Source organism: Streptomyces sp. NPDC053474 (assembly GCF_044544845.1).
GTDB lineage: Bacteria > Actinomycetota > Actinomycetes > Streptomycetales > Streptomycetaceae > Streptomyces.
The window spans coordinates 74670-89951 of record NZ_JBITXV010000011.1 but is presented as its reverse complement, the minus strand read 5'-3'; the positions used below and the strand labels follow the sequence as shown (position 1 = coordinate 89951).

Annotated in this window: 15 protein-coding genes; 8 read left to right on the top strand and 7 right to left on the bottom strand. The window is 72.9% G+C overall.

What is annotated here, in order from left to right:
- Nucleotides 1-27: 27 nt before the first annotated feature.
- Both ACIG3E_RS25725 and ACIG3E_RS25720 read left to right on the top strand, forming a co-directional pair.
- Complete coding sequence (locus tag ACIG3E_RS25725; protein WP_399620831.1) at nucleotides 28-1653, top strand: hemolysin family protein; 1626 nt, start codon at nucleotides 28-30, stop codon at nucleotides 1651-1653.
- Entirely contained in the window at nucleotides 1650-2663 is a 1014-nt protein-coding gene (locus ACIG3E_RS25720; RefSeq protein WP_242715200.1) for a hemolysin family protein, read from the top strand. The genes ACIG3E_RS25725 and ACIG3E_RS25720 overlap by 4 nt, the downstream gene beginning before the upstream one ends.
- A 38-nt stretch (nucleotides 2664-2701) precedes the next feature.
- Here ACIG3E_RS25720 and ACIG3E_RS25715 read toward each other — a convergent pair whose 3' ends face one another.
- Both ACIG3E_RS25715 and ACIG3E_RS25710 read right to left on the bottom strand, forming a co-directional pair.
- Nucleotides 2702-2950 (bottom strand): holin, encoded by a 249-nt coding sequence (locus tag ACIG3E_RS25715; protein WP_138958337.1) that lies wholly within the window; start codon nucleotides 2948-2950, stop codon nucleotides 2702-2704.
- 41 nt (nucleotides 2951-2991) lie between these two features.
- Nucleotides 2992-4047 carry a LysR family transcriptional regulator gene (locus ACIG3E_RS25710; protein WP_399620827.1) on the bottom strand — a complete coding sequence of 352 codons (1056 nt, stop codon included), beginning with the start codon at nucleotides 4045-4047 and terminating at the stop codon, nucleotides 2992-2994.
- Between the two features lie 70 nt (nucleotides 4048-4117).
- On the opposite strand from ACIG3E_RS25710, the gene ACIG3E_RS25705 reads away from it, so the two are divergent.
- From ACIG3E_RS25705 to purB, 4 genes are all read left to right on the top strand, one after another.
- The gene (locus ACIG3E_RS25705) at nucleotides 4118-4777 is read left to right on the top strand and encodes a maleylpyruvate isomerase family mycothiol-dependent enzyme (protein ID WP_399620824.1); all 660 of its coding nucleotides are present in this window, start codon (nucleotides 4118-4120) and stop codon (nucleotides 4775-4777) included.
- Nucleotides 4778-4980: 203 nt separating this feature from the next.
- The gene (locus ACIG3E_RS25700; RefSeq protein WP_399620822.1) at nucleotides 4981-5826 is read left to right on the top strand and encodes an SGNH/GDSL hydrolase family protein; all 846 of its coding nucleotides are present in this window, start codon (nucleotides 4981-4983) and stop codon (nucleotides 5824-5826) included.
- Between the two features lie 210 nt (nucleotides 5827-6036).
- Entirely contained in the window at nucleotides 6037-6813 is a 777-nt protein-coding gene (locus ACIG3E_RS25695) for an SDR family oxidoreductase (RefSeq protein WP_399620820.1), read from the top strand.
- Between the two features lie 126 nt (nucleotides 6814-6939).
- Nucleotides 6940-8382: an adenylosuccinate lyase gene (gene purB / locus ACIG3E_RS25690; RefSeq protein WP_399620817.1), complete on the top strand. Its 1443-nt coding sequence runs from the start codon at nucleotides 6940-6942 to the stop codon at nucleotides 8380-8382.
- 68 nt (nucleotides 8383-8450) lie between these two features.
- Here the strand turns inward: purB and ACIG3E_RS25685 are convergent, their stop codons facing one another.
- The gene (locus ACIG3E_RS25685) at nucleotides 8451-9044 is read right to left on the bottom strand and encodes a DedA family protein (RefSeq protein ID WP_399621428.1); all 594 of its coding nucleotides are present in this window, start codon (nucleotides 9042-9044) and stop codon (nucleotides 8451-8453) included.
- A 264-nt stretch (nucleotides 9045-9308) separates the two neighbouring features.
- On the opposite strand from ACIG3E_RS25685, the gene ACIG3E_RS25680 reads away from it, so the two are divergent.
- Both ACIG3E_RS25680 and ACIG3E_RS25675 read left to right on the top strand, forming a co-directional pair.
- On the top strand, nucleotides 9309-10451 hold the full coding sequence (locus tag ACIG3E_RS25680; RefSeq protein WP_399620814.1) for a sensor histidine kinase: 1143 nt from the start codon (nucleotides 9309-9311) through the stop codon (nucleotides 10449-10451).
- Nucleotides 10451-11086 carry a LuxR C-terminal-related transcriptional regulator gene (locus tag ACIG3E_RS25675; protein WP_399620811.1) on the top strand — a complete coding sequence of 212 codons (636 nt, stop codon included), beginning with the start codon at nucleotides 10451-10453 and terminating at the stop codon, nucleotides 11084-11086. Before ACIG3E_RS25680 ends, ACIG3E_RS25675 begins: the two co-directional genes overlap by 1 nt.
- A 157-nt stretch (nucleotides 11087-11243) precedes the next feature.
- On the opposite strand, the gene lysA is transcribed toward ACIG3E_RS25675, so the two are convergent.
- From lysA to ACIG3E_RS25655, 4 genes are all read right to left on the bottom strand, one after another.
- Nucleotides 11244-12623, bottom strand: coding sequence for a diaminopimelate decarboxylase (gene lysA, locus ACIG3E_RS25670; protein ID WP_399620809.1), 1380 nt, complete (start codon nucleotides 12621-12623; stop codon nucleotides 11244-11246).
- Between the two features lie 47 nt (nucleotides 12624-12670).
- The gene (locus ACIG3E_RS25665) at nucleotides 12671-13135 is read right to left on the bottom strand and encodes an SAV_915 family protein (RefSeq protein WP_399620806.1); all 465 of its coding nucleotides are present in this window, start codon (nucleotides 13133-13135) and stop codon (nucleotides 12671-12673) included.
- Between the two features lie 330 nt (nucleotides 13136-13465).
- Entirely contained in the window at nucleotides 13466-14149 is a 684-nt protein-coding gene (locus tag ACIG3E_RS25660; protein ID WP_399620804.1) for a response regulator, read from the bottom strand.
- 182 nt (nucleotides 14150-14331) lie between these two features.
- Nucleotides 14332-14727: a DUF2795 domain-containing protein gene (locus tag ACIG3E_RS25655; protein ID WP_399620801.1), complete on the bottom strand. Its 396-nt coding sequence runs from the start codon at nucleotides 14725-14727 to the stop codon at nucleotides 14332-14334.
- Nucleotides 14728-15282 lie beyond the last annotated feature (555 nt).

The window sequence follows — 15282 nt, the reverse complement described above, 5'->3', positions numbered from 1 at the left end:
GGCCGATCATGGGACGGAGGTGACCCGATGACCGAAGTGCTCCTGCTCCTCGTGGCGGTGCTGCTCTCGCTCGCGTGCGGCGTCTTCGTCGCGGCGGAGTTCTCGCTCACGACCGTCGAGCGCAGCGAACTGGAGAGCGCGGCGGAGCGCGGCGAACGCGGCGCCGAGAGCGCCCTCAAGGCGGTCAAGAACCTCACGTTCCAGCTCTCCGGCGCACAGCTCGGCATCACCGTGACCGGCCTGGTCGTCGGCATGCTCGCCAAGCCCGCGATCGGCGATCTGATAGAGGGCCCGCTCGGCTCCGTCGGCGTGCCCGAAGGAGCCGCGTCGACCGTCGCCCTGATGCTCGGCACGGCGCTGTCCACGGTCTTCCTGATGGTCGTCGGCGAGCTGGTGCCCAAGAACTGGGCGATCTCCTCACCGCTGCCCATCGCCAAGCGCGTCGCGACCCCGCAGCGGATCTTCAGCGCGGCCTTCCGGCCCTTCATCACGCATCTGAACAACACCGCGAACCGCGCCGTACGCCGCATGGGCATGGAGCCCGCCGAGGAGCTCGCCTCCGCGCGCGGCCCCAAGGAGCTCGCGGCCCTGGCCCGGCACTCCGCGAAGGAGGGCGCTCTCGAGCCGGAGGCCGCCGAGCGGTTCATGCGCACGCTGAACCTCGCCGACCTGACCGCCGAGAACGTGATGACGCCGCGCGTCCAGGTCGTGGCCCTGGAGGCCCAGGCCACCTGCCAGGACGTCGCCAACGCGACCCGCGGGACCGGCCTGTCGCGCTTCCCCGTCTACCAGGGCTCCCTCGACACGGTCGTCGGCGTCGTCCACATCAAGGACGTCATCGCGCTGCCCGCCGAGCGCAGGCCGCGGCTGCCCGTCCGCGAGCTCATGCGCGAGCCGCTGCTCGTACCGGAGTCCCTGACCGTCGACCGGCTGCTCGACCGGCTCTCGGGCAAGCGCACCATGGCCGTCGTCATCGACGAGTACGGCGGCACCGCGGGCGTCGCCACGCTCGAGGACATCGTCGAGGAAGTCGTCGGCGAGGTGCACGACGAACACGACCCGCACGAGACGCCCGACCTGGCCGCCGTCGGCACCGACGAGGACGGCCGCGAGCTGTACTCGGCGGACGGCGCGGCCCGCACCGACGAGCTGGCCCGCGTGGGCCTGCGCGTACCGGAAGGACCGTACGAGACGCTCGCCGGAGTCGTCGCGACCGAGCTCGGCCGCATCCCCGCGGTCGGCGACCGCGTCGACGTCGGCGGCTGGCACCTGGAGGTGGTGGACGCGGGCGGCCGACGCGCCGCACGCGTCCTGCTGCACGCCCCGGCGCCGAGCGACGACGCGGACGCCGGGGACGGCGAGGGCGACGGACACGGCCGCGAGGGCCGCCACGGGGGCGGCGGGCGGCGCGGGGGTGGCGGGCGGCGCGGGGGTGGCGGGCGGCGCGGGGCCCGGAATCGTGCGCACCACGACAAGGCACGCGGGGACGCCCACGAGCGGCACGGTGACTCAGGCCTCCAGCGCGGGGACTCCCGCGAGCGGGACGGAGACTCCCGTGGGCGGGGCGAAGGCTCCCGTGGGCGGGGTGAAGGCTCCCGTGGGCGGGGTGAAGGCTCCCGTGGGCGGGGCGAGAAGGGGAAGGGCGAGCGATGACCGTCATCCAGTTGCTGATCGGCCTGGCGACGCTCGTCGTCAACGCCTTCTTCGTGGGTGCCGAGTTCGCGCTGATCTCGGTGCGCCGCAGCCAGATCGAACCGCACGCCGAGGACGGCGACCGGCGCGCCAAGAGCGTCCTGTGGGGGCTCCAGCACGTGTCCGTGCTGATGGCCGCGGCACAGCTCGGCATCACGCTGTGCACCCTGGTGCTCGGTGTGGTCGCCGAACCGGCGATCGCGCACCTGCTGGAGCCGCTGTTCGACGCGGTGGGCGTGCCGCACGGCCTGGTCCACCCCATCTCGTTCGTCATCGCGCTCGCCGTGGCGACGTATCTGCACATGCTGCTCGGCGAGATGATCCCCAAGAACGTCGCCCTGGCCGAGCCGGTGCGCAGCGCGCTGCTGCTCGGGCCGCCGCTGGTGGCGCTGGCCCGCGCGCTGCGCCCGGTGGTCTTCACGGTCAACGCGTTCGCCAACGGGATCCTGAAGCTGCTGCGGGTCGAGACCAAGGACGAGGTCGCGGCGACCTTCTCGGACGCCGAGCTGGCCCGCATGGTGCAGGACTCCAGCGACGCCGGACTGATCGACGACCGCGCCCAGGAACGGCTGCACGACGCGCTCGAACTCGGCCGCCGCCCGGTCCGCGACGTGGTGCTCCCCTTGGAACGCGTGGTCTACGCGCGCGTGGGCGTCACCCCGGAGAAGCTGGAGCGCCTGTCGGCGGACAGCGGCTTCTCGCGCTTCCCCGTCGTCGACGAGGGACGGCGGATCGTCGGCTATCTGCACGTCAAGGACGCGCTGGAGGTCGGTCCGCGCGACCTGCCCTTCCGGGTGGCGGACATGCGGCCGATCGCGCGTGTCCGCGAGACCACGCCGCTGGACGACGTGCTCACGGCCATGCGGGGCAGCCGCACGCACGTGGCCGCCGTGCTCGGCGCGGACGGCCGCCTGGCGGGCATGGTCACGATGGAGGACGTGCTGCGGGAGCTGTTCGGGCAGCCCGTCTAGCTCCGCCCGCGCCAGCTCCGCGGAGGGCGCGCTTTTCGTCAGCCGACGGGGGCGCGCCCTCCGCCGTCCGGGGTCTCCGTGAAGCCGGGTCCGGGCGGGCCGACCTTCGCCGATCCGAGCGCGGTGAGGACGGCGAGCAGCGCCGCCATGCCCGCGGTGCCGAGGGCCGCCGCCCAGGCCACGTCCAGGAGGTTCGTCGCCCCGGCGACGAGGATCGCGGCGAGTGCCTGCGCGAAGGTGCGGACGGCACGCTCCGCGGTGGCTTTCCAGAAGGCAGCGCTCCACATGGCGGCCCCCTCTCCAGGAGCGAGGCCTCACGGTTGAGCCCTCAACTGCCCTTATGGTCGCGCCCCTTGGCACCGCTTGTCGACGCGTCGGCCGCCCCGGGCATGAGGGCCTCCTGGAGCCGGGTGAGGAAGGCGTGGGCGGCGGGTCCCTGCGGGCCGTCGGCGCGGCGGGCGAGCGCGATCCGGCCGCGCGGCACCGGCTCGGCGAACGGCAGCGCCCGCAGACCGAGCTCCGCGACCTCCGCCTCCGAGGCGGGGAAGACCGCCACGCCCAGGCCGCGCGCCGCCAGCTGGGCGACGAGGTCGGGCGCCGCTGCCTCGAAGGCGACCCGCGGCGCGAACCCGGCCCGCGCACAGGCCCGCTCCAGGGCCGCCCGCAGCCCGGTGCCACGCGGCAGGCTGATGAGCGGCCGCTCGGCGAGCGCGGCCAGGGGGAGGCCGGGGGCGGTGGGGCGCGTCTCGCCGACCGCGACCGGAGGGAGGGGGCTCGTCAGGGCGTCGCTCGGCGCGGGGTCGGCGTCGGCGTCCGCGTGGCCCGCGTGCCCCTCCGCGTACGCGATCAGCGGGTCGCCCTCGGCCACGACGGCCGCCAGCGGCTCGTCCACCACGATGTCCCAGAGAATGCCCTGCGGCGGGGTCTCGCCCGGCGGGCCGACCAGGGCGATGTCGAGCTCGCCCGCCCGGAGCGCGGCCAGCATGCGCTCCGACGTGTCCTCGGTCAGGGCTATCTCCACGTGCGGATGGTCGTCGTGGAAGTCGGCGAGCAGCTCCGCCACGCCGAACACACCCGTCGCGGAGCCCGAGACCACCCCGATCGTGACGCGGCCGCGCAGCAGCCCGGTGAACTCGTCGGCCGTCTGCCGCATCCCCTCCACGGCGGCCAGCGCGGCCCGGGCGTACGGCAGTACCGCCGCGCCCGCCTCCGTCACCGTGACGGTACGGCCCGAACGGTCGAGGAGCCGCTGCCCCAACTCCCGCTCCAGCTGGCGCACCTGGGCGCTCACCCCGGGCTGCGCCACGTGCAACCGGGCGGCGGCACGGGTGAAGTTGGCCTCTTCCACGACGGTCAGGAAGTACCGCAACTGGCGAAGTTCCATAACCAGGAATGCTAGTCACCATACGTACTGACTCTTGGACTTATCACACCGCCCCTTAGATCTTGGAACCATGGGGAACACACGGAGCACGGGTCCCGAAACCACGTCGGAACAGCGCATACGGGCCGCCATCGCGGCCGAGCGCCACGAGCTGGCCGACCTCCTGGAGAGCCTGACGCCCGAGCAGTGGGACGCGCCGTCGCTGTGCGCGGGCTGGCGGGTGCGCGAGGTCGCCGCGCACATGTCGCTCGGCTTCCGCTACCCGCTCCCCCGCGTCCTGTGGCAGCTCGTCAGGGCGGGCGGCAGCCTGCACCGCATGACGGACCGGTGCGCCCGCGCGGACGCGGCGGCGTACGGGACGGACGAGCTCGCCGGTTTCCTGCGCACGCACGCGCACCACCCCTGGACCCCGCCGGTGGGCGGCTTCGCGAGCGCGCTCGGCCACGACGTCGTGCACGGCATGGACATCACGGTGGCCCTCGGCCTGGACCGGCGCGTGCCGGAGGACCGGGTGCGGATCCTCCTGGACCACGTCACCGTCAAGGGCGCCAAGTTCTTCGGCGCCGACCTCGCCGGGGTCCAGCTGTGCGCCGACGACCTCGACCGGACGTACGGCACCGGGGCGCCGCTGCGGGGAGCGGGCCAGGACCTGCTGCTCGCCGCGTTCGGCCGCGCGGTGCCGCGGGGGCGGCTGCGGGGGGAGCCGAGCGGGCGCTTCACGGCGGCCTGAGCGCGGGGGCGCGCGTCGGGCGGGGCCGGGCGCCGGGCGGGGCCGGGCCTCGGGTGGGGCCGCGCGCCGGGCAGGACTGGGCCTCGGGCTGGGCCGGGCTTTCGGCAGCCTGAGCGGGTGCTTCGCGGAGCCCGGCGCGCGGGCCCGGGTGCCGTAGGCGGCTCGGGCCCGGCTCGCGCCCGCGGGATACCATCGACCCCGCCATGCAGATCAACGCCACCTACTCCAGCCTCGTCGCGGTCGGCGACTCCTTCACCGAGGGCATGTCCGACCTGCTGCCCGACGGCGGCTACCGCGGCTGGGCGGACGTCCTGGCCGAGCGCGTCGCCGCCCGCACCCCCGGATTCCGGTACGCCAACCTCGCCGTGCGGGGCAAGCTCATCGGGCAGATCGTCGACGAGCAGGTCGGCGTCGCCGCCGCGCTCGGCGCCGATGTGATCACGCTCGTGGGCGGCCTCAACGACACCCTGCGCCCCAAGTGCGACATGGGACGCGTACGCGGTCTGCTCGAACAGGCCGTGGAGACCCTCGCCCCGTCCTGCAAGCAGCTCGTCCTGATGCGCAGCCCGGGCCGCAACGGCCCGGTCCTCGAACGGTTCCGCCCCCGCATGGAGGAGCTCTTCTCCCACGTCGACGACCTCGCGGCCCGCCACGGCGCCGTCGTCGTCGATCTGTACGGGTCGGTGGCGCTCGGCGACCAGCGCATGTGGGACGTGGACCGGCTGCATCTGACGGCGGAGGGGCACCGCAGGGTCGCCGAGGCGGTCTGGCAGACGCTCGGGTACGCGCCGGAGGAGGACTGGCAGGCACCGCTTCCCGCCGCCGTGCCGCCGTCCTGGTCCGCGCGGCGCGTCGCCGACGCCCGCTTCGCTCGGCAGCATCTCGCCCCGTGGATCGGCCGTCGGCTGACGGGCCGCTCCTCCGGCGACGGCCGGACCGGCGCCCACGTGGACCCCGCGACGGGCCGCGCCTTCTGGGTCACCCCGGCCGACACCGCGACGCCCGGCCCGGTCCAGGGCTGGCACCGCGTGGAGCCGGACCCCACCTGAGCCCGCGGCGCAGCTTGCTCGCAACCGGCACGGCTGCTTGTGCCAGGCACCGCCCGCTCGTCCCCGGCACAGCCGGGTAGGCCGGTAGACGGGTAGCGGGCAGCCGGGTACAAGGGGTACCCCCTTGCCCGGAATGCCGTCGCGGTCCTGGGAGTTGGCCGGAGCAGAAGTCGATCACTCCTGCTTCCCCACCTCGACAAGGATCGCGCCATGACCACCCCGCCTCCCGACCCTCGCCCCACGGCCCCCGCCCCTGCCGTGCCCGGCCCGGGGACCCTGCACGGCCGTACCGTCGTCCTCATCGGCGGCGGCTCCGGCATCGGGCTGCGCGTCGCCCACCAGGCGGTCGCGGCCGGTGCCCGGGTGGTGCTCGGCGGGCGTTCCGCAGACCGGCTCGCCGCCGCGGCCCGGGAACTGGGGGACGCGGCGACCTGGCGCACGGTGGACGTCACCGACCGCGCCTCCCTCGCCGCGTTCTTCGCCCCCGTGGAACGCGTCGACCACCTCCTCACCACCGCGGGCACCTACCGGGTCGGCCCCATGCTGGAACTGAGCGACGAGGACGCCGAGAGCCCCTTCGTCACCAAGTTCTGGGGCCAGTACCACGCGGTACGGCTCGCCGCGCCCAAGCTCACGGCCGACGGGTCCGTGGTCCTGATGTCCGGCGCCGCGGGCGCGCGCCCACCGGGCCCCGCGCCCGCCTACGCCGCCTGCAACGCCGCCCTCGAAGGCCTCGCCCGCGGCCTCGCCGTCGAGCTCGCCCCCGTCCGCGTCAACGTCGTCTCCCCCGGCACCATCGACGGCAACCTGTGGCAGGGCCGCCCCGCCGAGGCCCGCGACCAGGCCTTCGCCCAGTACCGCAGGGACACCCTCCTGCACCGCCTCGGCAGCGAGGACGAGATCGCCCACGCGGTGCTCTATCTGTTTGGGAATGGGTATACGACGGGGTCTGCGTTGTATCCGGATGGGGGCTACACGCTGAGGTGACCGTCATACGGGGGGGTGGGGCCCCCTCCCCCCCTCCCCCTCCCCACCCCGCTCCCTCCCCTCGTAGATTCAGACGAACCCAGCCATGGCGCTGGCCTGCAGAAACCGCCAGTAGAATGGCCGACTGTGACTGCTGCGCCTGCTAAGCCCCGTATCCCGAACGTCCTCGCCGGGCGTTACGCCTCCGCCGAGCTCGCCACGCTCTGGTCGCCCGAGCAGAAGGTCAAGCTCGAGCGTCAGCTCTGGCTCGCCGTGCTGCGCGCGCAGAAGGACCTCGGCATCGAGGTGCCGGACGCGGCGCTCGCCGACTACGAGCGGGTCCTCGACCAGGTCGACCTGGCCTCCATCGCCGAGCGCGAGAAGGTCACGCGCCACGACGTGAAGGCCCGCATCGAGGAGTTCAACGCCCTCGCCGGACACGAGCACGTCCACAAGGGCATGACCTCCCGCGATCTGACGGAGAACGTGGAGCAGCTGCAGATCCGGCTCTCCCTGGAGCTGGTGCGGGACCGCACGGTGGCGGTGCTCGCGCGGCTCGGCCGGCTCTCCGGCGAGTACGCGGAGCTGGTCATGGCGGGCCGCTCGCACAACGTGGCCGCGCAGGCGACGACCCTCGGCAAGCGCTTCGCGACCGCTGCCGACGAGCTGCTCGTCGCCTATCGCCGTCTTGAGGACCTCCTCGGCCGCTATCCGCTGCGTGGCATCAAGGGCCCCGTCGGCACCGCTCAGGACATGCTGGACCTGCTCGGCGGCGACGCGGACAAGCTCGCCGACCTGGAGCGCCGTATCGCGACGCATCTGGGCTTCGACAGTGCCTTCACCTCCGTCGGTCAGGTCTACCCGCGTTCCCTCGACTACGAGGTCGTCACGGCGCTCGTGCAGCTGGCCGCCGCGCCGTCGTCCCTGGCGAAGACGGTCCGGCTGATGGCCGGGCACGAGCTGGTCACCGAGGGCTTCAAGCCGGGCCAGGTCGGCTCGTCCGCCATGCCGCACAAGATGAACACCCGCTCCTGCGAGCGTGTCAACGGTCTGACGGTCATCCTGCGCGGCTATGCCTCCATGACCGCCGAGCTGGCCGGCGACCAGTGGAACGAGGGCGACGTGTCGTGCTCCGTGGTCCGCCGGGTGGCCCTGCCCGACGCGTTCTTCGCGCTGGACGGGCTCCTTGAGACGTTCCTGACGGTGCTCGACGAGTTCGGTGCGTTCCCCGCCGTCGTCGCCCGGGAGCTGGACCGCTATCTGCCGTTCCTCGCCACCACCAAGGTCCTCATGGCTTCGGTGCGGGCGGGTGTGGGCCGTGAGGAGGCCCACGAGGCGATCAAGGAGAACGCGGTGGCTGCCGCGCTCGCCATGCGAGAGCAGGGTGTGGAGCGCAACGAGCTCCTCGACAAGCTGGCCGCCGACTCCCGCATTCCGTTGGACCGCGCGCAGCTGGACGAGCTGATGGCCGACAAGCTGTCGTTCACCGGCGCCGCTGGTGCCCAGGTCGCCGCGGTCGTCGCGCAGATCGAGGCGGTGCTCAAGGAGCACCCCGCGGCTGCGGCGTACGCGCCGGGCGCGATTCTCTGAGGCACGGTCTCCCGCGCATCGGGAGGCTTCACTCGTCGGGCGGGCCGTGGCTCGCGTGCCCGGCACGGTCAGCTCCGTGCCCGGTGCGCGCCGCGGCCCGCTTTGCGTATGCGGGCCGCCACGAAGGCCAGGGTGGCGAGGGCGACGATGCCGAGGACGGCCTTCGAGTAGAGGCCGACGACGTCGGTGACTTCGTGCCAGCGGGTGCCGAGGGCGTGGCCGACGAGCACGAAGACGCTGTTCCAGATGAGGCTGCCCGCGGTGGTGAGGCCGAGGAAGACGGGCAGGGGCATGCGCTCGATGCCCGCTGGTATCGAGATCATGCTGCGGAAGATGGGCACCATGCGGCCGAAGAACACGGCTTTGGTGCCGTGCCGGGCGAACCACGCTTCTGTCTTCTCTATGTCGGACGTCTTGACCAGCGGCAGGCGGGCGGCGATCGCGACGGTGCGGTCGCGGCCGAGCAGTGAGCCGATGGCGTAGAGGGCGATGGCGCCCGCCACTGATCCGGCGGTGGTCCACACGAGTGCGGCGAGGAGGCTGAACTTGCCCTGGCTCGCGGCGAATCCGGCGAGGGGCAGGATGACTTCGCTGGGCAGGGGTGGGAAGAGGTTCTCCAGCGCGATGGCGGCGCCCGCGCCTGCCGCGCCGAGGGAGTCCATGAGGTCGGCGGCCCAGCCCGCTATGCCGCCCGCGGGGGCGTCCGGTGATGTGGACGCGTGGGCGGTGAGGAGGGGGGTGTCGAGGGCGTGCTCAGCTGTGAGGATCATGTCGTCGACGCTACGGAATGTGCAGGCCAGGGCGGTATGGGGGCCGCCGCAGAGATTCGTTGTGGGGCTCCGTAGGGCGGGGCTGTGGGGTGCCTCAGTGAGGTTTGCGGTTTTCCGCAGTCCGCGGAGCGCGGCGCTCGACTAGCGTGATTGATCATGCGGAGCTATCTCATTCGCCGACTGCGCGTCGCCGTGGGCGTGTTGCTCGGATTCCTCAGCGCGGTCGTCGAGCTGGTCCTCACCTTGGCGTCGGGCCTCTGGCTGCTGCTCACGCTCGGGCGGTCGGGCGCGGGTCGGGGCGAGTCGGGCGTGGTCGCTCGGGTCGCCCGCCGGTGGGCCGACGGGCAGCGGCGCCGGATGGCGAGGTGGTACGGCTCGGAGATAGCGCCGCCGACGAGTGGTGCGCCCGCGCTTGCTTTCGTCGCCACGCGCTGGCCGGTGGGGCTGCTCGGGGGCATGGTCCTGGTGTGCGCCTTGATAGGTGGGGGCTATGCCTCGTTGCTGCTGTGGGGCTGGGCCGCGGTCGATCTGAGCAGATGGCCAATGACCATGGGCGTCTCGGGCTTCGGCGGGATGTTCCTGCTGTTCCTGGCGGCTCAGGGAGTGCGGGCGGTGGCGCTGATGGACGAGCGCCTCGCGCGGCACTTCCTGGGTCCGAGTGCCCGTCAGCGCATGCAGCGCCGGATCGGGGAGCTGGCGGAGAGCCGCGCGGGCGTCGTGGAGGCGGTGCACGACGAGCGGCGCCGTATCGAGCGCGATCTGCACGACGGCGTGCAGCAGCGTCTGGTGGCGCTGGGCATGCTGCTCGGCCGGGCCCGTCGTACGCCTGATGCGGAGAAGGCGGCGGCGCTGCTGCGCCAGGCGCATGAGGAGAGTCAGCAGGCGCTGGTGGAGCTGCGGGAGGTGGCCTGGCGAGTGTATCCGGCGGCGTTGGACGAGGGCGGCCTTGCGGCGGCTCTGGAGACGGTCGCGGAGCGGGCCGCGATTCCGGTGCGACTCGACTGTGAGCTGCGGGACGCGCCGCCGCCCACGGCGCAGGCCGTCGCGTACTTCGTGGCTGCCGAGGCCGTGACGAATGCGGTCAAGCACTCGGGGGCCAGTCTGGTCACGGTGTGTGCGCGGGGTGCGGAGGGGGTGTTGCGGCTGCGGGTGGAGGACGACGGCCGGGGTGGTGCCGATCCGGCGGGCGGTGGGCTGTTGGGCCTGACGCGGAGGGTCGCCGCGCTCGACGGTACGTTCAGTGTGGCCAGCCCGGCCGGGGGTCCCACTGTCATCACCGCGGAGTTGCCATGCGTGTAATGCTCGCCGACGATTCGACGCTGCTGCGCGAGGGTCTGGCCCGGCTGTTGGCGGACGAGGGGCATGAGGTGACGGCGTCCGTGGGGGACGCGCAGGCGCTGCTGGATGCGATCGCGGCCGATCCGCCGGACGCGGCGGTCGTGGATGTGCGGATGCCTCCGACGCATACGGATGAGGGTCTGCGCGCGGCGCTGGAGATTCGCCGTTCTTGGCCGGGTACGGGGGTTCTGGTGCTGTCCCAGTATGTGGAGCGGCGGTATGCCACGGACTTGTTGACCACGGCGACGGAGGGTGTGGGCTATCTCCTGAAGGACCGGGTGGTGCAGGTCGACGAGTTCTTGGACGCCTTGGACCGGGTGGGTGCGGGGCGGACGGCTTTCGACCCGGAGGTCGTGCGTCAGTTGCTGACGTTCAGCAGTCAGGTTGATCCGCTGTCGCGGTTGACGGACCGGGAGCGCGAGGTGCTGGGCAAGATGGCGCAGGGGCATACGAACGCGGCGATCGCGGAGCAGTTGCACGTGTCGCAGAGCGCGGTGGAGAAGTATGTGAACGCGATCTTCGACAAGTTGGAGTTGCCTTCGGCGAGCGGGTACAGCCGCCGGGTGTTGGCGGTGCTGCGCTTCGTGGGGTCCTGAGGTGCGGCCGTTGGGGTGGCGGAGGGATCACGTGGGGGGTACGGAAGGCAGGGCCCGGGTGCGGTGGGTGCGGGGGCTGTCTGGGGGCCGGGGCTGGAGACCCGCTGGCGGGCCGCCCCTGAGGGGGCGTGGAGGGGGCGGCCCGCCTTCGGTGCGGCTAGAGGCCGACGTCTCGGCTGCGGATGTCCTCCAGGGACTCGCGGCGTACGAGGAGGCGGGCGTGGCCGTCTGCGACGGCGACGACCGGTGGGCGGCCGATGAGGTTGTAGCCGGAGGCCATGGAGAGGTGGTAGGCGCCGGCGACGGGTACGGCGAGCAGGTCGCCGGGGTGGGTGTCGCCGGGCAGTTGGATGTCGGTGGCGAGGACGTCCCCGGCTTCGCAGTGTCGGCCGACGACGGTGACGGTGGTGGGTGCGGCGGTGGAGCGGCGTCCGATGAGGCGGGGCAGGTAGCGCACTCCGTACAGGGCGGGGCGTGGGTTGTCGCTCATGCCGCCGTCGACGGCGACGAAGGTGCGTTCGCTGGTGCGCTTCACGGACAGGACGCGGTAGAGGGCGACGCCTGCGGGTCCTGCGATGGCGCGGCCGGGTTCGACGATCAGGCGGGGCACGGGGAGGCCGGCCGCCGCGCAGCTCTCGTTGAGTTCGGCGCGTACCTTGCGGGCCAGTGTGGTGATGTCGAGTGCGTCCTCGCCGGGGCGGTAGGCGATGCCGTGGCCGCCGCCGAGGTCGAGTTCGGGCAGGGTGACGCCGTGGTGGTCCTTGATGCGGGCCATCAGGCCGACGAGGCGGCGCACGGCGCACAGGTAGGGCTTGTCCGTGGTGATCTGGGAGCCCAAGTGGCAGTGCAGGCCGACGAGTTCGAGTCCGGGCTGGTCGAGGATGCGGGCGATGGCGTGCTGGGCGGAGCCGTCGGTGATGGACAGGCCGAACTTCTGGTCCTCGGTGCCGGTGCGGATCTTGCTGTGGCCGCCCGCGGCGATGCCCGGTACGACGCGGACGAGGACCTTCTGGCGGCTGCCGTGGGGCACGGCCGAGGCGAGCCGGGCGATCTCCGAGGCGCTGTCGATGACGATGCGTCCGACGCCGAGCCGCAGGGCGGCGTGCAGGTCCTGCGGGCTCTTGGCGTTGCCGTGCAGGACGATGCGGTGGGCGGGGAAGCCGGTGGTGACGGCGAGTTCGAGCTCGCCGGCGGAGCACACGTCGAGGCCGAGCCCCTCCTCCGCCACCCAGTGCGCCATGGCGCGGCACAGGAAGGCCTTGGCCGCGTACAGGACGTCGGTGTGGGGGAAGGCGTGCAGGTAGGTGCGGCAGCGGTCGCGTACGTCGGCTTCGTCCAGGAGGTAGGCGGGGGTGCCGAAGCGGTCGGCTATGTCGGTGAGTGCCACGCCGCCGACGGACAGGTCGCCGTGCGGGAGGCGGGTCGTGGAGTGCGGCCAGACCGTCAGGTCGTCGGCGGCGTCCAGGTGTGCGGGGGGCGCGGCGGGGGTGGGGGGCGCGGCGTGGTCTCTGGCCGCGGGCAGGTCGGCAAGGGTCATGGCGGGGTCCTCGTTTCGCCTCGTCTTCACATCGTCACCGGGCCGTCTCAGCCGATCCAGGCGGTCAGCGCGCCGACCAGGGCGGCGGCCCCGGTGACGCGCGGCGCGCCCGCGGCCTGCGGGTCCCACTCGCGTCGGCGTGTGGGGCGGTGGGCCGAAGAGGCGGCGACGGACGGCACGGTGACCGGCGGCACGGGAGTGACCGGCAGCACGGGGGTGGCCGGTGCGTCGGAGGTGAGCCGCGGGTCGAGGGTGACGCCGGTGACGCCCAGGGGTTCGGCGAGGGCGCGCAGCGCGGGTTCGGAGAGGCGGATCCAGGGCTGGCGGGCGCCGAGGGTGGCGGCCAGCCGCTGCTCGGAGGTGAAGGCGACGGCGGTCCGGCCGCCGACGGGTGTGCGGAACAGGCGGGCGATGCAGCCCGCGGGTCCCGGCCGGACGGGGACGAAAAGGGGTCCGGCCGGGCCCCGTTCGGCAGGCTCGGGGTCTTCGCCGCACACCAGGGGCTGGGTCATGGTTCCTCCTTGAGCAGCCTCGGGTGAGGCTCTCGTGGGTCGGTCGGGCGCCGCGGCCTCGGTCGGCGCGGGCGCGGGGGCCCGGTGCCGGGCAGCGGGCACATGGTGACGTTATGCCCGGCACGGGGTGTCAACCGACTGTCCATGACGTGCCGTTGACGGTAAAGGGGTGCACGCTGACACTCTGCTGACGCGCCCCCCGGTCGGCGGGCCCAGAACGGGTGAACGGGTGCGGGCATGCGTGACGCCCAGCCCGGCCCAGCCCCGGCCCGGCCCCACCCTGCCCTGGCCTCAGCTCCGGCCCCGCCCCGCCGTCGCTTCTCGAAGCTGTCACTCCTCGAACCGGTAGCCCATCCCCGGCGCGGTGATCAGATGCCGTGGATGGGCCGGGTCCGGCTCCAGTTTGCGGCGTAGTTGGGCCATGTACACGCGCAGGTAGTTGGTGCGTGTGCTGTGCGAGGGTCCCCATACCTCGCCGAGCAGTTGCTGTTGGCTGACGAGGCGGCCGCGGTGGCGGATCAGGACTTCGAGGAAGTGCCACTCGGTCGGGGTGAGGCGCACGGCGCGGCCGTCGCGTAAGGCCTTCTTGGCCAGCAGGTCGAGGGTGAAGCCCGGCGTCTCGACGAGGGCCGGGGTCTGTTCGTGGTCGGCGGGCCGGGTCCTGCGGGCCGCGGCCCGCAGCCGGGCGAGGAGTTCGTCCATGCTGAACGGTTTGGGTATGTAGTCGTCGGCGCCCGCGTCGAGCGCCGCGACCTTCTCGTCGGAGGCCTGGCGGGCGGATACGACGAGGATCGGGGCGCGGCTGAATCCGCGCAGCCAGCCGATCAGATCGATGCCGTCCATGTCGGGCAGTCCGAGATCAAGGAGGACCACGTCCGGCGGCCGCGCCGACGCCAGACGCTGGGCCATGCCCCCGTCGACCGCCGCGTCCACCTCGTACATACGCGCCTTGAGGTTGATCTCCAGAGCCCGTACGAGCTGTGGGTCGTCCTCGACCACCAGCACCCGGGTCATCGTGTGCCGCCTCCTGACAGTGCGGGCGGACCCTGCCCGCGACCGTACGCGGCCGCAGCGGAACGGGCCCGCAGGAATTAGTGCGGTCCCGTTCAGCAAAGCGCCCACCAGCGGGTTCGCCGTCGCTCTTGATGTCTCTCATACGGCGGGCCCCACGGCGTTGACGCGTCTCTTACATGTCCTCAGTCGTCGGCGAGTCCTCGGGCGATGTCCTGGGCGCTGGCGTAGGGCCGGTCGTCGGGGAGCCGTGCCGCGAGGTCGACGAGAAGGTCCGGCGCGTGGTGGTCGCGCAGGGTCCGCACCAGTTCGTCGCGGTGGAGGGGGTAGGCGCGGCGGCTGAGGTGGCGGGCCAGTTCGCCGCGCAGTTCCACTTCTCTCGGGGTGACTCCGGGTGGTGTCGAGCCCGGCCGTGGCGGTACGGGCATCGGGTCGACGGCGGGCTGGTCCTCGCCGGAGGGCTCCAGGGCCCGCTCCTCGCGCGCTCGGGTTTCGTGGCCGCTCAGGAGGTGCCCGCGCAGTTCCCTCTTCAACTCGTCGTCCCGCAAGGGGCCCGTCTTGTTCTGGCCTCGGTCGCTCATCCTCGCTCCCCTGTCGGGTCGGTGGCCGATCTGGCGGGTCGCGTATCCGCGCGACGCCTCGTCAAACCGATGCGCCCCACCCGTTTTCAGAAGCCACAGCGCGCAGCCACAGCACGCAGCCGCAGCGAGCGGCCGCAGCGAACAGCGACAACGAGCAGCGACAGCCACAGCGAGCAACCCAAGGAGGCCGGGAAGGAAGAAGGGGCACACGAAAACGTCCCGGGCCCCGGCCCCCTCGTGGCCGTGACCCGGGACGTCCGCTTGGACGGACGAGGGATGCCCGGTGCGGGGCGCACCCGCCCCGCCCCCCGTTACCCCCGTATCCGGAGGGGTGCGCTGTCGGCGATGGTCGTCGTCACGCGACCTCCGAGCCCGCACCGGGGTTCCGTTCGTCCGTCCCCCCGCAGTGATCAGTCTTGGGCCGGTTCCGGAGGTTCCTGTTCTTGTTGACGCTCTCCTGATGCGCCATCAGGGCCTGTTGACGCGGTCTTGACGCCCGAGGGCCAGAGCGTGCCCAGGGGTGGCGCGGCGCGTATCAGGGCCCCGTCAAGGACC

What these genes read in the sequence shown, in the direction of transcription:
- ACIG3E_RS25660 (WP_399620804.1), bottom strand. Translation starts at nt 14,149, where the DNA reads ATGACCCGGGTGCTGGTGGTCGAGGACGACCCACAGCTCGTACGGGCT.
- ACIG3E_RS25710 (WP_399620827.1), bottom strand. Translation starts at nt 4,047, where the DNA reads ATGGAACTTCGCCAGTTGCGGTACTTCCTGACCGTCGTGGAAGAGGCC.
- ACIG3E_RS25695 (WP_399620820.1), top strand. Translation starts at nt 6,037, where the DNA reads ATGACCACCCCGCCTCCCGACCCTCGCCCCACGGCCCCCGCCCCTGCC.
- ACIG3E_RS25705 (WP_399620824.1), top strand. Translation starts at nt 4,118, where the DNA reads ATGGGGAACACACGGAGCACGGGTCCCGAAACCACGTCGGAACAGCGC.
- ACIG3E_RS25665 (WP_399620806.1), bottom strand. Translation starts at nt 13,135, where the DNA reads ATGACCCAGCCCCTGGTGTGCGGCGAAGACCCCGAGCCTGCCGAACGG.
- ACIG3E_RS25655 (WP_399620801.1), bottom strand. Translation starts at nt 14,727, where the DNA reads ATGAGCGACCGAGGCCAGAACAAGACGGGCCCCTTGCGGGACGACGAG.
- ACIG3E_RS25680 (WP_399620814.1), top strand. Translation starts at nt 9,309, where the DNA reads ATGCGGAGCTATCTCATTCGCCGACTGCGCGTCGCCGTGGGCGTGTTG.
- lysA (WP_399620809.1), bottom strand. Translation starts at nt 12,623, where the DNA reads ATGACCCTTGCCGACCTGCCCGCGGCCAGAGACCACGCCGCGCCCCCC.
- ACIG3E_RS25715 (WP_138958337.1), bottom strand. Translation starts at nt 2,950, where the DNA reads ATGTGGAGCGCTGCCTTCTGGAAAGCCACCGCGGAGCGTGCCGTCCGC.
- ACIG3E_RS25720 (WP_242715200.1), top strand. Translation starts at nt 1,650, where the DNA reads ATGACCGTCATCCAGTTGCTGATCGGCCTGGCGACGCTCGTCGTCAAC.
- ACIG3E_RS25700 (WP_399620822.1), top strand. Translation starts at nt 4,981, where the DNA reads ATGCAGATCAACGCCACCTACTCCAGCCTCGTCGCGGTCGGCGACTCC.
- ACIG3E_RS25675 (WP_399620811.1), top strand. Translation starts at nt 10,451, where the DNA reads ATGCTCGCCGACGATTCGACGCTGCTGCGCGAGGGTCTGGCCCGGCTG.
- ACIG3E_RS25725 (WP_399620831.1), top strand. Translation starts at nt 28, where the DNA reads ATGACCGAAGTGCTCCTGCTCCTCGTGGCGGTGCTGCTCTCGCTCGCG.
- ACIG3E_RS25685 (WP_399621428.1), bottom strand. Translation starts at nt 9,044, where the DNA reads ATGGACTCCCTCGGCGCGGCAGGCGCGGGCGCCGCCATCGCGCTGGAG.